The organism is Thioalkalivibrio sp. ALJ12, from assembly GCF_000378305.1.
Classification (GTDB): domain Bacteria; phylum Pseudomonadota; class Gammaproteobacteria; order Ectothiorhodospirales; family Ectothiorhodospiraceae; genus Thioalkalivibrio.
In genome coordinates, this window is sequence record NZ_KB899538.1 from 705,378 (window position 1) to 722,967 (window position 17,590).

General features: G+C 68.5%; 16 protein-coding genes. 6 read left to right on the forward strand and 10 right to left on the reverse strand.

The genetic code is table 11. The features are described from left to right. The first annotated feature begins 60 nt into the window (after positions 1 to 60). Positions 61 to 801, forward strand: a complete 741-nt coding sequence (locus F467_RS0103400; RefSeq protein WP_018138999.1) for a ferredoxin--NADP reductase — start codon at positions 61 to 63, stop codon at positions 799 to 801. A gap of 102 nt (positions 802 to 903) precedes the next feature. Here F467_RS0103400 and F467_RS0103405 read toward each other — a convergent pair whose 3' ends face one another. Continuing rightward, complete coding sequence (locus F467_RS0103405; protein WP_018139000.1) at positions 904 to 1,674, reverse strand: carboxylesterase; 771 nt, start codon at positions 1,672 to 1,674, stop codon at positions 904 to 906. 89 nt (positions 1,675 to 1,763) lie between these two features. On the opposite strand from F467_RS0103405, the gene F467_RS0103410 reads away from it, so the two are divergent. Beyond that, positions 1,764 to 1,964, forward strand: coding sequence for a YdcH family protein (locus F467_RS0103410; protein ID WP_017926214.1), 201 nt, complete (start codon positions 1,764 to 1,766; stop codon positions 1,962 to 1,964). Positions 1,965 to 2,042: 78 nt separating this feature from the next. Here the strand turns inward: F467_RS0103410 and F467_RS0103415 are convergent, their stop codons facing one another. Continuing rightward, a complete protein-coding gene (locus F467_RS0103415; protein ID WP_018139001.1) occupies positions 2,043 to 3,338 on the reverse strand; it encodes an NAD(P)/FAD-dependent oxidoreductase in 1,296 nt (431 codons plus the stop codon). 18 nt (positions 3,339 to 3,356) lie between these two features. Continuing rightward, entirely contained in the window at positions 3,357 to 3,671 is a 315-nt protein-coding gene (locus F467_RS0103420; protein WP_018139002.1) for a c-type cytochrome, read from the reverse strand. Between the two features lie 228 nt (positions 3,672 to 3,899). Here F467_RS0103420 and F467_RS0103425 point away from each other — a divergent pair, with 228 nt between their 5' ends. Then, a complete protein-coding gene (locus F467_RS0103425) occupies positions 3,900 to 4,211 on the forward strand; it encodes a PilZ domain-containing protein (RefSeq protein ID WP_018139003.1) in 312 nt (103 codons plus the stop codon). Positions 4,212 to 4,240: 29 nt separating this feature from the next. Here the strand turns inward: F467_RS0103425 and F467_RS0103430 are convergent, their stop codons facing one another. Next, positions 4,241 to 4,636, reverse strand: a complete 396-nt coding sequence (locus F467_RS0103430) for a DUF3775 domain-containing protein (protein ID WP_018139004.1) — start codon at positions 4,634 to 4,636, stop codon at positions 4,241 to 4,243. 7 nt (positions 4,637 to 4,643) lie between these two features. Continuing rightward, entirely contained in the window at positions 4,644 to 4,958 is a 315-nt protein-coding gene (locus F467_RS0103435; protein ID WP_018139005.1) for a DUF2288 domain-containing protein, read from the reverse strand. Between the two features lie 96 nt (positions 4,959 to 5,054). Between F467_RS0103435 and F467_RS0103440 the strand changes: the two genes are divergently transcribed. Genes F467_RS0103440 through F467_RS0103450 form a run of 3 tightly spaced genes read left to right on the forward strand, consistent with a single transcriptional unit; the run spans position 5,055 to position 7,457 of the window. Next, entirely contained in the window at positions 5,055 to 5,381 is a 327-nt protein-coding gene (locus F467_RS0103440; protein ID WP_018139006.1) for a PepSY domain-containing protein, read from the forward strand. Next, positions 5,378 to 6,094, forward strand: a complete 717-nt coding sequence (locus F467_RS0103445; protein WP_018139007.1) for a response regulator transcription factor — start codon at positions 5,378 to 5,380, stop codon at positions 6,092 to 6,094. Before F467_RS0103440 ends, F467_RS0103445 begins: the two co-directional genes overlap by 4 nt. A 40-nt stretch (positions 6,095 to 6,134) precedes the next feature. Continuing rightward, positions 6,135 to 7,457, forward strand: a complete 1,323-nt coding sequence (locus F467_RS0103450) for a HAMP domain-containing sensor histidine kinase (RefSeq protein ID WP_018139008.1) — start codon at positions 6,135 to 6,137, stop codon at positions 7,455 to 7,457. Positions 7,458 to 7,574: 117 nt separating this feature from the next. Here F467_RS0103450 and F467_RS0103455 read toward each other — a convergent pair whose 3' ends face one another. The 5 genes from F467_RS0103455 to F467_RS0103475 all read right to left on the reverse strand — a co-directional run bounded on the left by F467_RS0103455 (position 7,575) and on the right by F467_RS0103475 (position 17,402). After that, positions 7,575 to 8,831, reverse strand: a complete 1,257-nt coding sequence (locus F467_RS0103455) for an FAD-dependent oxidoreductase (protein WP_018139009.1) — start codon at positions 8,829 to 8,831, stop codon at positions 7,575 to 7,577. A 25-nt stretch (positions 8,832 to 8,856) separates the two neighbouring features. Next, positions 8,857 to 12,780: an ATP-dependent RNA helicase HrpA gene (gene hrpA / locus F467_RS0103460; RefSeq protein WP_018139010.1), complete on the reverse strand. Its 3,924-nt coding sequence runs from the start codon at positions 12,778 to 12,780 to the stop codon at positions 8,857 to 8,859. Continuing rightward, positions 12,780 to 13,364 carry an SPOR domain-containing protein gene (locus F467_RS0103465; RefSeq protein WP_018139011.1) on the reverse strand — a complete coding sequence of 195 codons (585 nt, stop codon included), beginning with the start codon at positions 13,362 to 13,364 and terminating at the stop codon, positions 12,780 to 12,782. The genes hrpA and F467_RS0103465 overlap by 1 nt, the downstream gene beginning before the upstream one ends. A 3-nt stretch (positions 13,365 to 13,367) precedes the next feature. Then, entirely contained in the window at positions 13,368 to 15,131 is a 1,764-nt protein-coding gene (gene argS, locus F467_RS0103470; protein ID WP_018139012.1) for an arginine--tRNA ligase, read from the reverse strand. Positions 15,132 to 15,206: 75 nt separating this feature from the next. Beyond that, positions 15,207 to 17,402 (reverse strand): primosomal protein N', encoded by a 2,196-nt coding sequence (locus tag F467_RS0103475; RefSeq protein ID WP_018139013.1) that lies wholly within the window; start codon positions 17,400 to 17,402, stop codon positions 15,207 to 15,209. Positions 17,403 to 17,590: the final 188 nt, after the last annotated feature.

A 17,590-nucleotide genomic window follows, 5' to 3' on the forward strand; every position in this document is an offset into this window, starting at 1 on the left:
CTTGAAACCATCCGGGCGCGGCACCAGTCTGGATAATACTTGAGTCATGGAGTCGGAAATATGGGCTGGGTCACGGGGACCGTGCAGGAGTGCAAACAGTGGACGGATCGCCTCTTCTCGCTGCGGGTAGAGGCGGATGTGGAGCCGTTCAAGGCCGGGCAGTTCAACCGGCTGCGCCTGGAGATCGACGGCGAGCCGGTCGCACGCCCCTATTCCTATGTGAACGCGCCGGACGAAACCCCGCTGGATTTCTACCTGATCACGGTGCCGGAGGGCCCGTTGTCGAACCGGCTGGTGCAGCTGGAGCCCGGGGATACGGTTGAGCTGATGCCTCGCGCCACGGGGTTCTTCACCCTGGACGAGCTGCCGGACAGTCGCGACCTGTGGTTGCTGTCCACCGGCACCGCGCTGGGGCCCTTCCTGTCGATGCTGAAGACCGACACCCCGTGGGAGCGCTTCGAGAACATCCGGCTGGTCCACGCCGTGCGCAAGGCGGACGAACTGACCTACCAGGATACGATCCGGCAGTTCCAGGAACGCGCCCCGAAACAGTTTCAGTACATCCCGTTCGTTAGCCGCGAACCCTGCCCGGGCGGGCTCGAGGGCCGCGTCCCCGCGGCGATTGCCGAGGGCCGCCTGGAGCATCACGCCGGGCTCGAGATCGCGCCGGAGCACTCGCAGGTGATGCTGTGCGGCAACCCGGCCATGGTAAAGGACACCGCCACCATCCTCCGCGAGCGCGGGCTGGAGAAGAACCGCCGCCGCAAGCCGGGACACATCACCACCGAGAATTACTGGTAGGCCCTGGGTCATGGTGTAGGAGGCCAGCCCTCTGGCCGATGGTTTTTTCCGGCGTCCGATCGGCCAGAGGGCTGGCCTCCTACAGTTCGGCGTGCGCTGGGGCTAATCGAGCAGGTTGGCGGCCCAGGCGTGGATCAGCCCGGCGACATACCGGGTGTGCTCCGGGCGCGAGAGCAGGTGGTCGGTCTGGTGCAGGGCGACGAAGCTCTTGGGGTGGTGGGCCTGCTGGAAGATCCGGCGGGCGTGATCGACGCTCACCACCGTATCGCCGGGGGCGTGCAGCAGCAGCAGCGGCTGCGTCATGCGTTCCAGGGCACTGTCCAGTGTCGGCTCTTCGATCGAATCCAGGAATGCCCGTCCGATCTCGACCGGGCGGCCGCCAATATTGACGCGGGCGAAGCCTTCGCGCTCGATGGTGTCAGCGATGTCACCAAACAGGTGCGCGACATGGCCGGGCCGGCTGGGTGCGGCGATGGTGACAATGCCGCCCAGTTCTTCGCGCTGGCTGCCGACGTGGATGGCCATGGCCCCGCCGAAACTGTGGCCAATCAGGAGGTCGGTGGGCTCGCCGGTCGCCTGTTTCAATGCATCCAGGGCCGCGTTCAGGTCCTCGCAATAGGTATCCAGCGTGCTGTCGCGAAACCGGCCCTCGGAGTCGCCCAGGCCGGCGAAGTCGAAACGCAGCGTGGCGATGCCTTCCTCCGCCAGGGCGCGCGCCAGGCGTACGGTCGCGGGGAAGTCCTTGGAACAGGCGAAGCAGTGTGCGATACAGGCCTGGCCCAGCAGCGGACCGTCATCCGGTTCGACCAGGACGCCGTTCAGGCGTATGCCGCGGGGGGTGTCGATAGGCAGGCTGGTGTTGCGGATGGCCATGGGCGCGGGATGGTCCGGGCGGGGTGGGTCTGCGATGATACGCGAGCTGGAAGTATCTCGTGACCGCACAGACAAGCGAGGAGGGGCTGTTGGAGACGGAGAGTCAGATTCGTGCACGACTGGCGGAGCTTGAGTCCGAGCATCGGGCGCTGGATTCCGCGATCGCGGTGATGCACGAGCAACCGGCGCCGGATGCCTTCGCGATCCAGCGGCTGAAAAAGCGCAAGCTGCAGCTGAAAGACGCCATCCAGCGGCTGCGCAGTCGCTTGATCCCTGACTTGAACGCCTGAGCCGCCCCACAAAAGAAGACGGCGCCCGCAGGCGCCGTCTTCATCCGTCGTTTACAGCCGTCATGGCTGTGAGTGAGGCTAGCCCCAGATGTCCTGGGTGATCCCGGCGTACCACGCCTGAGTGTACGCGGCCTCGCGAGCGCGGAAGCTGGAGGTCTCGCCCGAGGGGCTGACACCGCCAGAGCCTTCGACGCCTGCTTGAGCACCATCCTGGTACTTGTACACGGCCGCCACGCTGATCCCGTGTTCCGGGGTGATCAGGCTGTAGCAGGTGTTGGCCGACGAGGGATCGAGCGGCTCCTGGTCCATCAACTCGCGCACAATCGCCGCGGCGACGATCTTGCCCTGGTTGTTGGCCGAGTGGCCGGACTTCGGCATGGCGCCCGCCACGCTGGCGTCCCCCAGTACGTAGATGTTGTCGTCCATCTCCGACTTGAAGGTTCGCTGGTCGACCGGGACCCAGCCTTCGTCGTTGGTCAGGCCGACATCGTGGGCGATCTGGCCGGCCCGCTGCGCCGGGATGAAGTTCATCACGTCCGCGCGCACGCGTTCGAAGCCACTGTCGGCCCGGGCGGTCATCTCGCCGACATCGATTTCCTCGACCAGGCCACCATCCGACGCGGCACGCCATTCGATCATGTCGCCGTAGTGCATCTCCCAGCCTTCCTCGAACAGGCCCTGCTTGGAGAAGTTGTCCTTGGCGTCGAGCACGATGATCTTGGAGCGCGGCTTGTGCTCCTTCAGGTAATGCGCGATCAGCGAGACGCGTTCGTACGGCCCCGGCGGGCAGCGGAACGGGTTCGGCGGCGCGACCATGACGAACACGCCACCGTTCGGCATCTCCAGTAGCTGCGAGCGCAGCAGCTCGGTCTGCGAGCCGGCCTTCCATGCGTGCGGGATCGTCTCCGCGTCGGCCTCTTCGATGCCGGGCATGTCGTCGTACTTGAAGTCGATTCCCGGCGACATGACCAGCTTGTCGTACTGCAGGCTGTCGCCGCTTTCGAGCCGGACGGTGCGGCTGTCGGCGTCCACGCCAACGACCTTGTCTTCGATCACGTCGATGCCGTCACGGTCGCGCAGGTTGTCGTAGCCGTGCGTGATTGCATCCATGCTCTCGAATCCGCCGATCACCCAGTTGCTGCCGTAGCAGGTGACGTAGGTGGCGTTGGGTTCGATCAGCGTGACCATCATGTCCGGAGAGAACTGTTTCAGGTAGCGCGCCGTGGTGGCACCGCCGGAGCCGCCCCCGACCACGACCACATGGGCCTTGGCGCCGTTACGGGCGGCACGCGGGGCGCAGCCAATACCGGTCAGGGCGGCCGCGCTGGTGATCCCGAAGGCCTTCAGGAAATGGCGTCGAGTAAAATTGTGCATTGTTGTCATCCCCCGTGATCAGAAGCGCGAGAAGTAGACCGACATCGCTTCGATCTCTTCGTCCGTGTAGCCCTTGGCGTGACGATCCATGATGGTCGCGTCACGGTCGCCATCGCGGAATGCGCGCATCTGGCTCTGGATTACCTCCGGCGGGATTCGGCCCAGATCGGGCACGCCCTTTTCGGCGCCGGCGGCGTTGTGGCAGGCCTTGCAGGAAGCGGCCATCAGCTGGCCACGGGTGATTTCGTCATTGTCGGCGATAGCCTGGGATGCGGTACCCGCCATCGCCAGCGAGGCCACCAGCCCCGCCACGAACAAACGTGATTGCTTCATGTGAACGGACTCCTCCGTCGTGAAGTGACTTTGTTATATGGCGACAGCTATCTCGGTACTGCCTTGTTTCTACTGCCCGGTGCGGTTGCCGGGCCGGTATGCACTTCCGGGTGTGTTCGCCCGGAGTTGCGCCTGATCGTGTGATGGAACGATCATTGTTCTGGGATATAGCACAACGTATCCATCTTTTCGATGCCTTGAGAAGGCATCTGCAGCAGGAGAGAGGCCATGACAGGGGAACGTCGGCGCCATCCGCGCATCCCGATGACCGTCGAGGTGGTGGCGGAATGCAGTGATGGAAGCCAGGTACGGCTCACCACAAACGATATCTCCGGCGGTGGGGCCTTCCTGGCCTGGGAGGATCGTGATCAGGCCGGGATTGATGTCCTGAAGGGGCTGAGTCCGGGCGATCAGTTTATGTTGCAGGTGTTCGGCCTGCTGGGGGATGGCGGTGAACCGCCGCGGGTGCAGGCGCAGGTGGTGCGAGTGATGGAAGACGGGGTCGCCGTACAGTTCGATTCTGCCGCGCTGGGGGTGTAATTCGACTCCGGCTGAGCCCGGAGCGCTTTTTACTGATCGGCGGCCTGCATCTGTTCCAGCCCGGCCTCCCATTCGTCCGCGATCATCGGATTGGCAACCAGGCGGTGGGCTGTGTCCGGGCTCCAGTCGTCGCGGGCATCCTCCAGAGCGCTTTCCCATTCCTCGACTGCGTAGTCGCCTCGGCCGACCGCACTGAGCGCTTGCAGCTCCGCCTGGTATTCCGGCCCGAGCCCACTCATTGTGTCCTCCAGCTCGCGCAGGGTCAGATCGCCCGCGTGGTCCGCCAGGACCTGCATGGCCCAGTCATCGTCCGAGGTGTCGGGGTTCGAGTCGGGGAACACGACCTCCTCCTTGGCGTGGAACTCCCGCGCCGCCTGGATCAGGCGGGCCAGCGTGTCGTCCTCGATGCCCAGGGGGGAGGCCATGGCCGGGTCAGTGCGCCGTGCTGCGCTCCTGGGCGAGTACCCAGGGGGCGGCGACGATGGCGGTAAAGACGGGGTTGTTCGCCGCCCAGCGCCGTGCGTCGTCATCTGTGGCACGGGCGACCTGATCACTGGCCAGCCATTCGCTGACCTGATGCGTGGCATCGTCGCGAATTGCGCGGGCCACCTCGATCAGGTCCAGTTCGGGGGCCACGCGAATCACCACACCACGGGCGAAATGCGGCATCAGTTCGTCCCAGCGCAGGGGGCCGGCTTCTTCCTCCAGGGGTACCTCGGGTTCGGAGGGGGCAGGGGCTTGGGTCATGACGGGAACATCCGGTTTCAGATAACGTTCAGGCTAGGCCTATAGCCTTGTAGCTGCAAGAGTTTGTTCGCCCACACCGTCACGGAGACTACCGCTATGCGCCCCGGACCGGAGACCGTTGCCAAAGGCGGTGGCCGGAGACGCCGAGTCATCGGCGGCGCGGGTGTGCTCGGGCTTCTGCTGGCGATCCTGGTGGCGCCCTTCGCGGCGCAGGCCCAGTTCATCACCGAAGACCCGCGCGCGGCCGTCTGGACCCTGGACGAGGCGGTGTCGCGGGTGGAGGCCAACTACCCGGGGCGAGTCCTGTCCGCACGCGAAGATTTGACCGAGTACGGGAATCGCGTGTTTATCGTGCGTATCCTGACCGACAACCAGCAGGTACGAACGATCAAGATCGAGGAAGGGACGGAGCTCGACCCATGAATCTGCGCGTGGTAGTAATCGAGGACGACCTGGCTCTGCGCAGCCAGATCGCCGAAGAGATGGAGAACAATGGCTGTCGCGTGGATACCGCCTCGGACGGCGACACCGGCCTGTACCTGCTGACCGAGTACCACTGCGATATCGCGGTGGTGGACCTGGGGCTGCCGGGCATGGACGGGCTCGACGTCATTCGCAAGGCCCGCGAGGTCAAGCCACAACTGCCCATCCTGATCCTCACGGCCCGTGACCGCTGGCAGGACAAGGTTGAAGGGCTCGAGGCCGGGGCCGATGACTACCTGACCAAGCCATTTCACATCCAGGAGCTGGTCGCGCGCCTGCGCGCCCTGGCTCGCCGCAGCCTGCAGGCCGGCCGCGAACGGCTGTTGTTCGGGCCGCTGGTGATCGACACCGCCACCGACGATGTCCGCCTGAACGACGAGCCGGTCTCGCTGACCACCTTCGAGTACCGCCTGCTGCTGACGCTGGTGCGCCAGCCGGGGCGCGTGCTGAGCAAGGAGGTGCTGGCGGACTACCTCTACGAGCACGACGAGGATCGCGAGAGCAACGTGATCGAGGTGTTGATCGGCCGCCTGCGCCGCAAGCTGGACCCGGACGGCAGCCTGGGCCTGATCGAGACCCTGCGCGGTCGGGGCTACCGTTTCGTGCGCGAGGCGGATGCCACGACCCCGTCCGATTCCACCTCGGACTCATGACGCCGCATACAGGCTGCATCGCCCCTTCGTCCGCCATCTCATGAGACGCCCCCTGCGCCAGATCCGCAGCAGCCTGACCCTGCGCCTGGCACTGGTCGCGGGGGCTACCGTGCTGGTGTTTTCCCTGCTGACGGCCTGGGTGCTGGAGGCCGCCTTTCGCGACAACGCGGCAGATGCCGTCGAGACACGCCTGGAGGCCCAGGTCCTGCTGTTGATGGGGCTGGTCGAGGTCGTCGGGCGCAACGAGGTCCGCGTCCCCGATATGCTGCCCGAGAGCCGCCTGCAACTGCCCGCCAGTGGCCTCTATGCCCGCATCCTCGGTCCCGACGGTCGCACGCTCTGGCGCTCCCCGTCCGCGGTGGGGGTCTCCCTGCGCGGCTGGTCGGAGGACGACTTCTTCGCCTTCAGCCTCCCCGTGCAGTGGGAGCTGGACGGTGGCCAGGTCGGGCTGACCTTCCAGATGCTGGAGGACCGAGAGGCCTTCGAGGAACAGGTGGAGCAGTATCGCGCCAGCCTCTGGCAGGGGCTGATGACGATGACGTTCTCGCTGATCGTCGCCCTGGGGCTGGCGCTGTGGTTCTGGGGGTTGTGGCCGCTGCGCCGCGTACAGGGCGACCTGGAGGCGCTGCGGCACGGGGATCATGGGCGACTGGAGGGCCCGTACCCGACCGAGGTGCAGGCCCTGACCGGAAGCATCAACGATCTGATCGAGTTCGAGCGCGCGCGGCTGAACCGCCAGCAGAACGCCCTGGCTGACCTGGCCCACAGCCTGAAGACCCCGATTTCCGCGCTGCGTCTCAACCTGGAGAGCCAGAACCCCGACCCCGAGGACATGCGGCGCCAGGTCGACCGGCTGCAGGCCATGGTGCAGCACCAACTCAGTCAGGCGCAGCGCCTGGGTCCGGCGCCGTTCCAGGCGCCCGAGCCGCTGGCCCCCATCATCGAGCGTACCTGCCAGGCGCTCGGACGGCTCGCCAGCCAGCAGGGCGTGGACCTGGACAGCGAGCTCGACCCTGGCTGTGCCCTGCGCATGGAGCCGGGTGCGATTTTCGAACTGCTGGGCAACACCCTGGACAACGCGATCCGCCATGCGACCAGCCGGGTGCGGATCTCGACGCATTGCACGCCGCAGGCCGTCACCCTGACCATTGATGACGATGGGCCCGGCATCGCGCCAGCGGATCGCGCCCGGGTACTGGAGCGGGGAGAGCGCGCCGACGTGCGCGGCGATGCCGAGGCCGGCCAGGGCCTGGGGCTCAGCATCATCCAGGCCCTGGTGCAGGACCACGGTGGCGAGCTGCATATCGAACAGGCACCGGAGCTGCATGGTGCCCGCATCCGGATGGTGTTCCCGGCGTCTTAAACCGGGTGGCCTGTATGGCCTCATGATGCGTTTCGCGTTGCTCAACGCATCCTACGATAGGCAGGGCGGGCTGTAGGATGTGTTGAGCGCAGCGAAACGCATCGCCCCGGGCCGAGATCAAAGCCTAAGGTCTTCCATCGGAAGGGACGGCGATTCGTTCAGCACCCCCGCACGAACCAGCGCTGCCGCGCCGCAGGCAAACGTCCAGCCCAGGTGCCCGGACCCGGTATTCAGGTGCAGGCCCTCGATGGCGGTCGGGCCGAGGATCGGCGTGCCACGGGCGCTCATCGGGCGCAGCCCGGTCCAGGGTGCCATCGTCAGCGGGTCGAAGGTCGCGGGCAGGCCGGTCAGGGTGCGCCGGCACTGATCGAGGACATTCGCCGCGCGTTCGACATTCAGGTAACGGTCGCGGCCGGCGAATTCGGCGGTGCCGGCCAGGCGCAGGCGTTCCCCCAGCGGGGTCATCACCACCTTGTTGGCGTCATCGATCAGCGGCAGGTTCAGCTGGCAGTCGGCGTTCATCGGGAGGGTCAGCGAATAGCCCTTCACCGGGGCGACGGGCAGATGCAGCCCCAGCGGGCGCAGCAGGTCCGGGGCGTGGTAGCCGTTGGCGACCACGCAGGCATCCGCCGCGATCGGCCCTTCGGAGGTCTCCACCGCATCGATGCGGCCACGGTGGGTGCGCAGGCGCCGCACGGTGACGTTCGGGTAATAGCGGATGCCCCGGCGCTGGCCGATCGCGAGCAGCTGCTCGGTGAAGCGGGCGGCGTCGCCGATTGCATCCCCGGGGAAGAACAGCCCGCCGCACAGGCGGTCGCGCACCGGGGCCAATGCCGGCTCCTCGGCGATGATCCGTTCCACGTCCCAGTCCTCGAAGCGCACATCCTCATCACGCATCGCCTCGCTGGCGGCACGGTTGTGGGCCTGGCTGGCCGGGTCCTGGAACAGCTTCAGGATGCCGCAGCGGCGAAAGTCGAAGTCCAGCCCCGCGCTCGCCAGTTCCCGCTGCAGCCGGTCGATCTCACGGAGCGAGAACGCGGCCAGGCGGGCATTCAGGCGGGTGTGCTGCTCGAACAGCGAACGGCGGCTGTGCCACAGAAAACGCAGGCCCCAGCCGGCCAGCCCCGGCAGGGCGCGCGGGCGCAACAGCAGCGGCGACTCCGTGCGGCCGAGAAAGCGCAGCAGGTCCAGCCCGACGCCGGGGGTGTTCCAGGGTTCGGCGTGGCTCGCATGCAGCATGCCGCCATTGGCCTGGCTGGAGCCGGTGGCGGGGGTGGGGGCGGCGTCCACCAGCACGACCTCGGCCCCGGCCTCCTGCAGGTACCAGGCGGTGGTCACACCGATCACGCCGGCCCCGATCACGACTACGCGCATCCGCTGCTTCCCTTATCAAGAACGCTCATGTACCACTTGCCAGTCGTTGGATCACGTCCGCGTATTCGCGTTCCAGCCGTTTCGGCGACACCTTCTCGCGCGTGCCCAGTTCCTGGGCGAACTGCGAGACGCGAAACTCCTCGATGCGGTAGCGAAACGCGAGCACGTCCGGGTGGTCCGGCGCCCGCGCGATCAGCTCCTGGGCCTGCTGCCACAGCGGCTCGACCGCCACACGACGGGCGCGGTCCTTGTCCGGCGCCTGGGTCAGGCGTTCCAGGCGCTTGTCGATTGCCTGCAGGTAGCGCGGCAGCTCGGGCAGCACGTCATGCGGGGTACGCAGCAGGAAATCGGCCGGGACCAGGGCCTCGAGCTGCCCGCGGATGTCGCGTGCGGCCTCGATCCAGGAAAGCGGCAGATCCCCCTGCAGCCGGGTGCGCAGGTCGTGCCAGTGGCGCAGGATCTCGGCGGCAAGGCGCGAGAGCTCCATCACCGTGGGCGAGAACTCGGGCAGGCGACCCTCCAGGCGTTCTTGAAAGGCTTCGGCATCGCGTGGCCAGGGATCGGCCAGGAACACGCGGTCGGCCGCGGCCTCCAGGATCTGGTCGCGCAGGGCCTCGCAGCTGCCGAGCGTCGAGTAGTTCAGGCAGGCGCGTTCGATCTCCGGAAGCTGGCGGCGCAGATCGCGGGCGGTCTTGCGCGCGCCCAGCAGGAACAGCCGGCGCAGCCCCGCGCGGTGCGCCCGCGCGGCCCGCGCGGGGTCCGGTTCCAGCTCCAGCGAGACGGCGTCGCCGCGATCGACCAGGATCGGGAAGGCGCGCAGCTGCGCCCCCTGGTGATCGAATTCGACGCTCTCCGGCAATGCGCCGAAGTCCCATTCGGTGATCCCCTCGCGGGTGATCTCGTCCGGGCGGCTGGCGTCGAAGTGGGCCTCGGCGCTGTCGCCCAGCCGGCGCTTCAGCGCGGCCAGGTCGCGGCCGCTGGCCTGCTCGTTGCCTTCCGGGTCGAGGATGCGGAAGCGCATCACCAGGTGTGGCTCCAGGTTCTCCGGGCGCCAGGCATCCAGCGGGATCTCGGTACCGGTCATCGCGCGCAGGGCCTCGGCCAAGGCCGGGATCAGCGGGCCCTGGCGGTGCTCGATGCGCGCGAGCGCGGCCTGCGCGAAGTCCGGCGCGGGCACGAACTGGCGGCGCAGGCCCTTGGGCAGGCTCTTCAAAAGGCCGGTCACGCGCTCCTCCAGCAGCCCCGGCACCAGCCAGTCGCCCAGCCAGTCGGGTACCGCGTTCAGCGCCGCGATCGGGATGGTCACGGTCACGCCGTCGTCCGGCTGGCCCGGTTCGAAGCGGTAGGCCAGCGGCAGGCGCAGGCCCTCGACCTCCAGGTGGTCAGGGTAGGCCCCTTGTGGGAGTGCGGTGTCCGGTTCGTTCAGAAGTTCCGCACGGTCGATCCGCAGGGCGTCCGGGTCCTTCTTCTCGGTCTTGCGTGCCCAGGTCTCGAAGCTCGTGCCGTCGGTGATCTCCGCCGGCAGGCGGGCATCATAGAAGTCGAACAGGCGATCCTCTTCCACCAGCAGGTCGCGCCGGCGCCCGCGCGCCTCCTGCTCGGCGATCTCGGCCACGGCCTCGCGGTTGGCCTGTACCCCCTTCGAGCGGGTGCGCAGCTCGCCGCCGACCAGGCCCTCGCGGATCAGGATGCGCCGCGCCTCGGCCGGGTCGTGCTTCGCGAAGTCCACCGGCTTTTTAGGGGCGACGACCAGGCCATACAGGGTGATGCGGTCGAAGGCCCCGACGCGCCCGCTGCGGCGCTGGAAGTGCGGCTCGAAGATGTGGTGCTTGAGCAGGTGGGGGGCCGCGCCCAGGATCCAGTCGGGCTCGATACGGGCATTGTCGCGGGCGTAGACGCGCGTGGTCTCGGCGATCTCCGCGCTCATCACCCAGGCGGGTTTCTTCTTCGCCAGGACCGACCCGGGATGGATCTGGAAGCGGCGGTTGCGTGCGCCTAGATAGTCGCCGCGCTCGGTCTTCTGTCCGATCTGGCTGACCAGTCCGGTCAGCAGCGCGCAGTGCACGGGCTCGGCGTCGGCGGACTGGTGGTTCGGCTTCAGGTCCATCTCGCGGGCCTGGCGCAGGAGCTGCACGCGCAGCTCCTGCCACTCGCGCATGCGCAGGAAGTTCAGGAAGTGCTCGCGACACCAGCGTTTCAGCGCATTCGAGCCAAGGTCCTCGCGTGCGGTGTGCCAGGCCTCCCACAGCCTCAGCATGCCCATGAAGTCGGAGCCCTCGACCTGAAACTCGCGATGGGCCTGGTCCGCGGCCTGCGTGGCCTCGGCCGGGCGCTCGCGCGGGTCCTGCAGCGACAGGAAGGCGGCGATGGTCGCGGTCTCGGTCACGCAGCCGTGATCGGCCCCGGCCAGCAGCATCGCGCCGTGGCGCGGGTCGATGGGCATGCGCGCCAGCTGGCGGCCGCGCGGGGTGATGCGCCCGCGCGCATCCACCGCGCCCAGCTCCTCCAGCAGGCGGTAGCCGTCCTTGACCAGGCGCGGGTCGGGCGGGTCCACGAACGGGAACTGGCGCGGCTGGCCGAGCTTCAGCGCGGCCATCTGCAGGATCACCGAGGCGAGGTTGGAGCGCTGGATCTCCGGGTCGGTGAACGGGGGGCGCAGGTTGTAGTCGTCCTCCGCGAACAGCCGGATGCAGATGCCGGGGCCGAGCCGTCCGCAGCGCCCGGCGCGCTGGTCGCAGGCGGCCTGCGAGATCGGCTCCAGGCTCAGGCGCTGCACCCGCGAGCGCCAGGAGTAGCGCGAGACGCGGGCCAGCCCCGAGTCGATCACGAAGCGGATGCCGGGGACCGTCAGTGCGGTCTCGGCGACGTTGGTGGCCAGCACGATGCGCCGCCCGGCGTGGGACTGAAAGACCCGCGACTGCTCGCGGGCGGACAGGCGCGCGTACAGCGCCAGGACCTCGGTGTCCGAGCGCACCTGGCCGCGCAGGGCCTTGTGGGCGTCGCGGATCTCGCGCTCGCCGGGCAGGAACACCAGGATGTCGCCGGGGCCGGCACGCTCGCATTCGGCGACCGCGTCGCGGATGCCGTCGAACAGGTCGCGTTCGCCGCGGCCGGTGTTCTCGTCCTCGCCAGTCTCTTCCGGCTCGATCGGGCGGTAGCGCAGCTCCACCGGGTAGGTGCGTCCCGCCACGGTCAGGATCGGGGCGTCGTCGAAGAACGCCGACAGCCGCTCCGGGTCCAGCGTGGCGGAGGTGATGATGATGCGCAGCTCCGGGCGCTTCTTCGACAGGCGCTTGAGCACGCCCATCAGGAAATCGATGTTCAGGCTGCGTTCGTGCGCCTCGTCGACGATCAGGGTGTCGTAGGCGCGCAGTTCCGGGTCATGCGCCAGCTCCGCCAGCAGCATGCCGTCGGTCATCAGCTTGACCCAGTTGTTCGGCCCGGTCTGGTCGGAGAAGCGGACCTTGAAGCCGACGGTGGAAGTCTTGTCGCCCCCGAGCGTGGTGCCCAGCTCCTCGGCGATGCGGCTGGCGACCGAGCGGGCCGCGATACGGCGCGGCTGGGTGTGGCCGATCAGCCCGGCCTCGCCGCGTCCGGCCTCGATGCACAGTTTTGGTAGCTGGGTGGTCTTGCCGGAGCCGGTCTCGCCGCATAGCACCAGCACCGGGTGTTCGCGGATCGCGGCGATAATCCGTTCGCGCTCGGCATGGATCGGCAGGTCGCCGGCATAGACGGGCTGCGGGCGCAGGCGTTCGCGTTCGGCGGCGCCCTGTTCGGCGTGTGCAAGGCGTTCGGTCAGGGTGGAGACGAGCCGGTCGCAGGGCTGGCCGCGCTTGTGCCGCTGGCGGGCCCGGCGCAGCAGTTCGCCCAGTTCGCGGCGTTCGCTGCCCTGCGGCAGGGCCTCTACGGTCCTCGCCAGTGCGTCCAGGTCCGGGCCGGCCGCGGCCATCAACCGTCCCGATGACGCAGGCGCAGGGCCTCGATGTTCTCCGAGCGCAGGCGGTCCAGGGCGCGGTTGACGTCGTCCTCCTGGGTGAAGGGGCCGACAAAGACGCGGTGCCAGGTGTCGCCCTCGATCTCGACCTCGTGCACCTGCGGGCTCAGGCCCAGCAGAGAGATGCGGGCCTTCATCTCGTCGGCCTGTTCGAACCGCCGGAACGAGCCGATCTGCAGGATCACAGGATCGCCCTCGGCCGGGGAGGCCGGGGGCGGGACCACCTGATCCTGCGGGACTTCGCGTTCGCCCCGGGGGACGCGAACCTCGTCTTCGGGCAGCAGCTCGTAGTAGCGAAACCGCGGCTCGTCATCGGTGGGCAGGCGCTCCGGCTCCGCTGCCGGTGCGCGCTCGGCCGGGGGCTCCGGTTCGCCGAACAGGGCACCGATGTCGGGTGAACGATCGGCCCCCTGGAGATAGAGCACGGCGGCGATCCCGAGCCCGATCAGCAGGCCGGCGAACATCCAGACCCAGCCCGGGATCGGTCGCGAGGCGCGGGCGGGGGTCGTCTTGCGGCGCTTGCGGCGGGCCTGGGCCATGGGCTACATCCGTTCGGGGGCGGTGACGCCGAGCAGGCGCAGCCCATTGTGCAGCACCTGTTTGATGCCGGTCAGCAGCGCCAGGCGCGCGCCGATGACGTTGGCGTCCTCTGCATTCAGGAACGGCACGGCGTTGTAGTAGGTGTGGAAGCCGGCGGCCAGCTCGCGCAGGTACTGGGCGATCTGGTGTGGCTCGCAGGTCTCGGCGGCTGCCGCGATCACCTCGGGGAAGCGGTCGAGCCGATCCAGCAGGTCGTCTTCCTGCGGCTCGGTCAGGCGTGCGGACAGCCCGGCGTCGTCCAGCGCGCTGGCGGTATGGCCGCGCTCGGCGGCGGTACGCAGCACGCTGGCGATGCGCGCGTGGGCGTACTGGATGTAATACATCGGGTTGTCGTTGGACTGCGACTTGGCCAGGTCCAGGTCGAAGTCCAGGTGCTGGTCGCAGCGCCGCTGTACATAGAAGAAGCGCGCGGCATCCGACCCGACCTCGTCGCGCAGCTCGCGCAGGGTGACGAACTGCCCGGCGCGGGTGGACATCGGCAGGCGTTCGCCCCCGCGGTAGAGGATCGCGAACTGTACCAGCAGCACGTCCAGGCGATCGGCCTCCAGGCCCAGGGCCTGCAGGGCGGCACGCACGCGCGGGACGTAGCCATGGTGGTCGGCGCCCCAGATGTTGATCACGCGCTCGAAGCCGCGCTGGAACTTTTCGCGGTGGTAGGCGATGTCGGAGGCGAAGTAGGTGTAGTCGCCGTTCTCGCGGCGCACCACGCGGTCCTTGTCGTCGCCGTAGTCGGAGGAGCGGAACCACAGGGCCCCGTCCTTTTCATAGAGCGCGCCATGCGCCTCGAGGTCCTGCACCGCGGCATCGATTGCACCGGAGTCGGCCAGGCTGCGTTCGGAGAACCAGCACTGGTATTCGACCCCGAACTCGCGCAGGTCGTCGCGGATGTCTTCAAGGATCGCGTTCAGGCCGCAGTCGAACACCGTGCGGTACAGCGCCACGCCCAGCAGTTCGCGGGCGCGGGCGATCACCGCGTCGATGTAGACCTCCTTGTCGCCACCGGCCGGCTCGTCCGGCGGCAGGTCGCGGGTCACGGCCTCGGCCGGATGCACGGCCTGGTCGCCGATCTGTGCGGTCAGGGCCTTGGCGACCGGATAGAGGTAGTCGCCCTGGTAGCCGTTGGCCGGGAACGGGACCTGTACGCCGTGCTGTTCCAGGTAGCGCAGCCAGACGCTGGCGGCGAGGATGTTCATCTGCCGCCCGGCGTCGTTCACGTAGTACTCGCGGGTGACGTCGAAGCCGCAGAAGTCCAGCAGGTCGGCGACGGTGGCGCCGAAGGCCGCGCCGCGCCCGTGGCCGACATGCAGCGGGCCGGTGGGGTTGGCGGAGACGAACTCCACCTGCACCGGGCGCCCGTTGCCTACGCTCGAGCGGCCAAAGTCGGCAGCCTGGGTGGCAATGCGGCCCAGCACCTGGGTGCGGGCATCCGCGGCCAGGCGGAAGTTGATGAAGCCGGGGCCGGCGATCTCGGTGCCGGCCAGGCCGGGCACGGCCGGCATCGCGGCGCACAGGGCCTCGGCCAGGTCACGGGGCTTGGTCTTCGCCGGGCGCGCGAGCTGCATCGCCAGGTTGCTGGCAAAGTCGCCGTGTTCGCGGTCGCGGGCACGCGTCACCTGCACCTCGACACCGTGATCGGCGGGTACGCGGCCATCGGCCACCAGGGTCTCCAGGGCGGCCGCGAGGGCCTGGGTAAGGGCGTCTTTCAAGGGAACCGAGTCCGTCGTCTCAAAAGCCCGGCATTCTAACCAGAATGCCGGCCCGATGCCTGTTCTGTGCGGGTTTCAGGCGAGCGAGACCGGGTCCACGTCGATCGCGATGCGAACCCCGCGCGGCAGATCCTCGGTCTGCCAGGAATGCCGCGCCTGCGCGAGCGTCCGGTGCAGGGCCTGGCGCTCGGCCGCGCGCAGCAGGATCTGCTCGCGGAAACGCCGGTTCACGCGGTGGCGCGGGGCGGGCGCCGGACCCAGCACGCGCAGGTCCCCGTGCCGCGTCGCGAGCAGGTGTCCCGCGATGGTCTCCGCGTGGCGATGCGCCGCCGCGGCCTCGGCGGCCTCGACGCGGACCAGGGCCAGGTGCCCGTACGGCGGCAGCCCGGCCGCCTCGCGTTCGGCCAGCAGCGGCTCCAGCATCGCCGGGTAGTTACCGGCATCCAGCCCCCGCATCAGGGGGTGATCGGGGTGGCCGGTCTGCAGCAGTACCCGCCCGCCCCCGTCGCCCCGGCCCGCGCGCCCGGCGGCTTGCACGATCAGTTGCAGGGTGTGCTCGGTGGCACGCAGGTCCACGCTGAACAGCCCCTGATCGACGTCGACCACGCCGACCAGTCCGACGCGCGGGAAATCGTGCCCCTTGGCGAGCATCTGGGTGCCGACGACGATTGCGGCATCCAGCTGCCGGATGCGATCCAGTGCGGCCTCCAGGGCCCCCTTGTGACGCACGCTGTCGCGGTCCAGGCGGATGATTGGTGTCTGCGGGAAGTGCCGAGCCAGCGCCTGTTCCAGGCGCTGGGTGCCCAGCCCGCGGTGGGCCAGGGTCTCGCCGCATTCCGGGCAGTGTTCGGCGCGGGGCTCCTGGTGCCCGCACAGGTGGCAGATCGCGCGGCGATCATGGGCATGCACGGTCAGGTGGGCATCGCAGTCCGGGCAGTCGGCGACCCAGCCGCAGGCCTCGCAGGTCAGCACCCGGGCAAAGCCGCGCCGGTTGAGCAGGACAAAGCACTGCTGGCCCTCGGCCAGGGTTTGCTGAATCGCATCCAGCAGTGGAGCGGTCAGGCCCTCGTCCGGGCTGTGCACGCGGGTGTCGATCGTCTCCACGCCAGGTGGCTGCGTGCCATCCGGGCGGGTGCGCAGATGTACATGGGTGTAGCGGCCCTGGCGCGCGGCGTGCAGGGTCTCCAGGGTGGGCGTCGCCGAGCCCAGCACGACCGGGGTGCGTTCCAGTTGCCCCCGCTTGACTGCCAGATCCCGCGCGCTGTAGCGAAAACCGTCCTGCTGCTTGAACGCGCTGTCGTGTTCCTCGTCGACGATGATCAGGCCCGGCTCGGGTAGCGGGACGAACAGGGCTGAACGGGTCCCGACGACGATGCGGCGCTCCCCGAGACGGGCGGCCTCCCAGGCGCGCAGGCGCTCGCCCTCGGCCAGGCCGGAGTGCAGCAGTGCGACCTGTCCCGGAAAGCGCTGCTGGATGCGCCCTGCAAGTTGCGGCGTCAGCGCGATTTCCGGGATCAGGAACAGGACCTGACGGCCACACGCGACCGCATCGGCGGCCATGCGCAGATAGACCTCGGTCTTGCCGCTGCCAGTGACGCCCTCCAGCAGCATCGGGCGGGGATCGTCCGGCGACACCGCCGCGATGGCCGTCTCCTGCTCGGGGGTCAGGGTGTAGCCGATGCCGGTGGGGGGCGCTGGGGCGCGTGGATTGGCACGCGTCTGTTCCAGCCAGCCGTGTGTCTCCAGCTGTCGCAGGTCCTTGGCGGTGATCTGCAGGGCGGCCGTGGTGGACAGCGTCGTCCGGTCCAGCGCGGCCCCGAGCGCGGGCAGGGCACGAAGGATGGCGAGCTGGCGGCGGCCCCGTACCTGCCCTTCCGCCAGCGCTGTGTGGCCAGCCGGGGTGAGCCGCCAGAGGGGTTCAGGGGTCAGGGTGGGTAGAAGGTGGCCCCGCCGCAGGCCGGGTGGCAGCGCGCCGAGGAGGGCCTCGCCCAGCGGGTGGTGATAGTAGCGGGCACCAAAGCGCAGGAGTTCCAGAACCGTCGGCGTTAGGATCGGCCCCGGATCGGGGGAGGGCAGTGCCTCGCGCAGCTTGTTCTCGGGCACGTCGCTTTGGTTCGCGAGTGCGACGACGATGCCGATCGCCTCGCCACGCCCGAAGGGTACACGGACCCGTTGCCCGGGCCTCAGATCGGTGTCGTCGGGGATCCGGTAGTCGAACAGGCGGTCCAGCGGTCGGTCGAGTACGACCTGGGCAATTCCGTTCTCGGGCATGCGACTAGTCTACGCCAGTCCGCAGGGGCGCAAGAGTGTGACCGTTATCCACAAAACCTGTGGATAACTCTGTGGAGGAAATGGGGTGAAACGCGCTAAACGCCTGTTGCTGCTTGGTTCGTATCAGAATGGCCAAAAAGCGACCAAAGTGTTTTTGTGTATTTAGATCAACAGCTTGTGAGGTATTG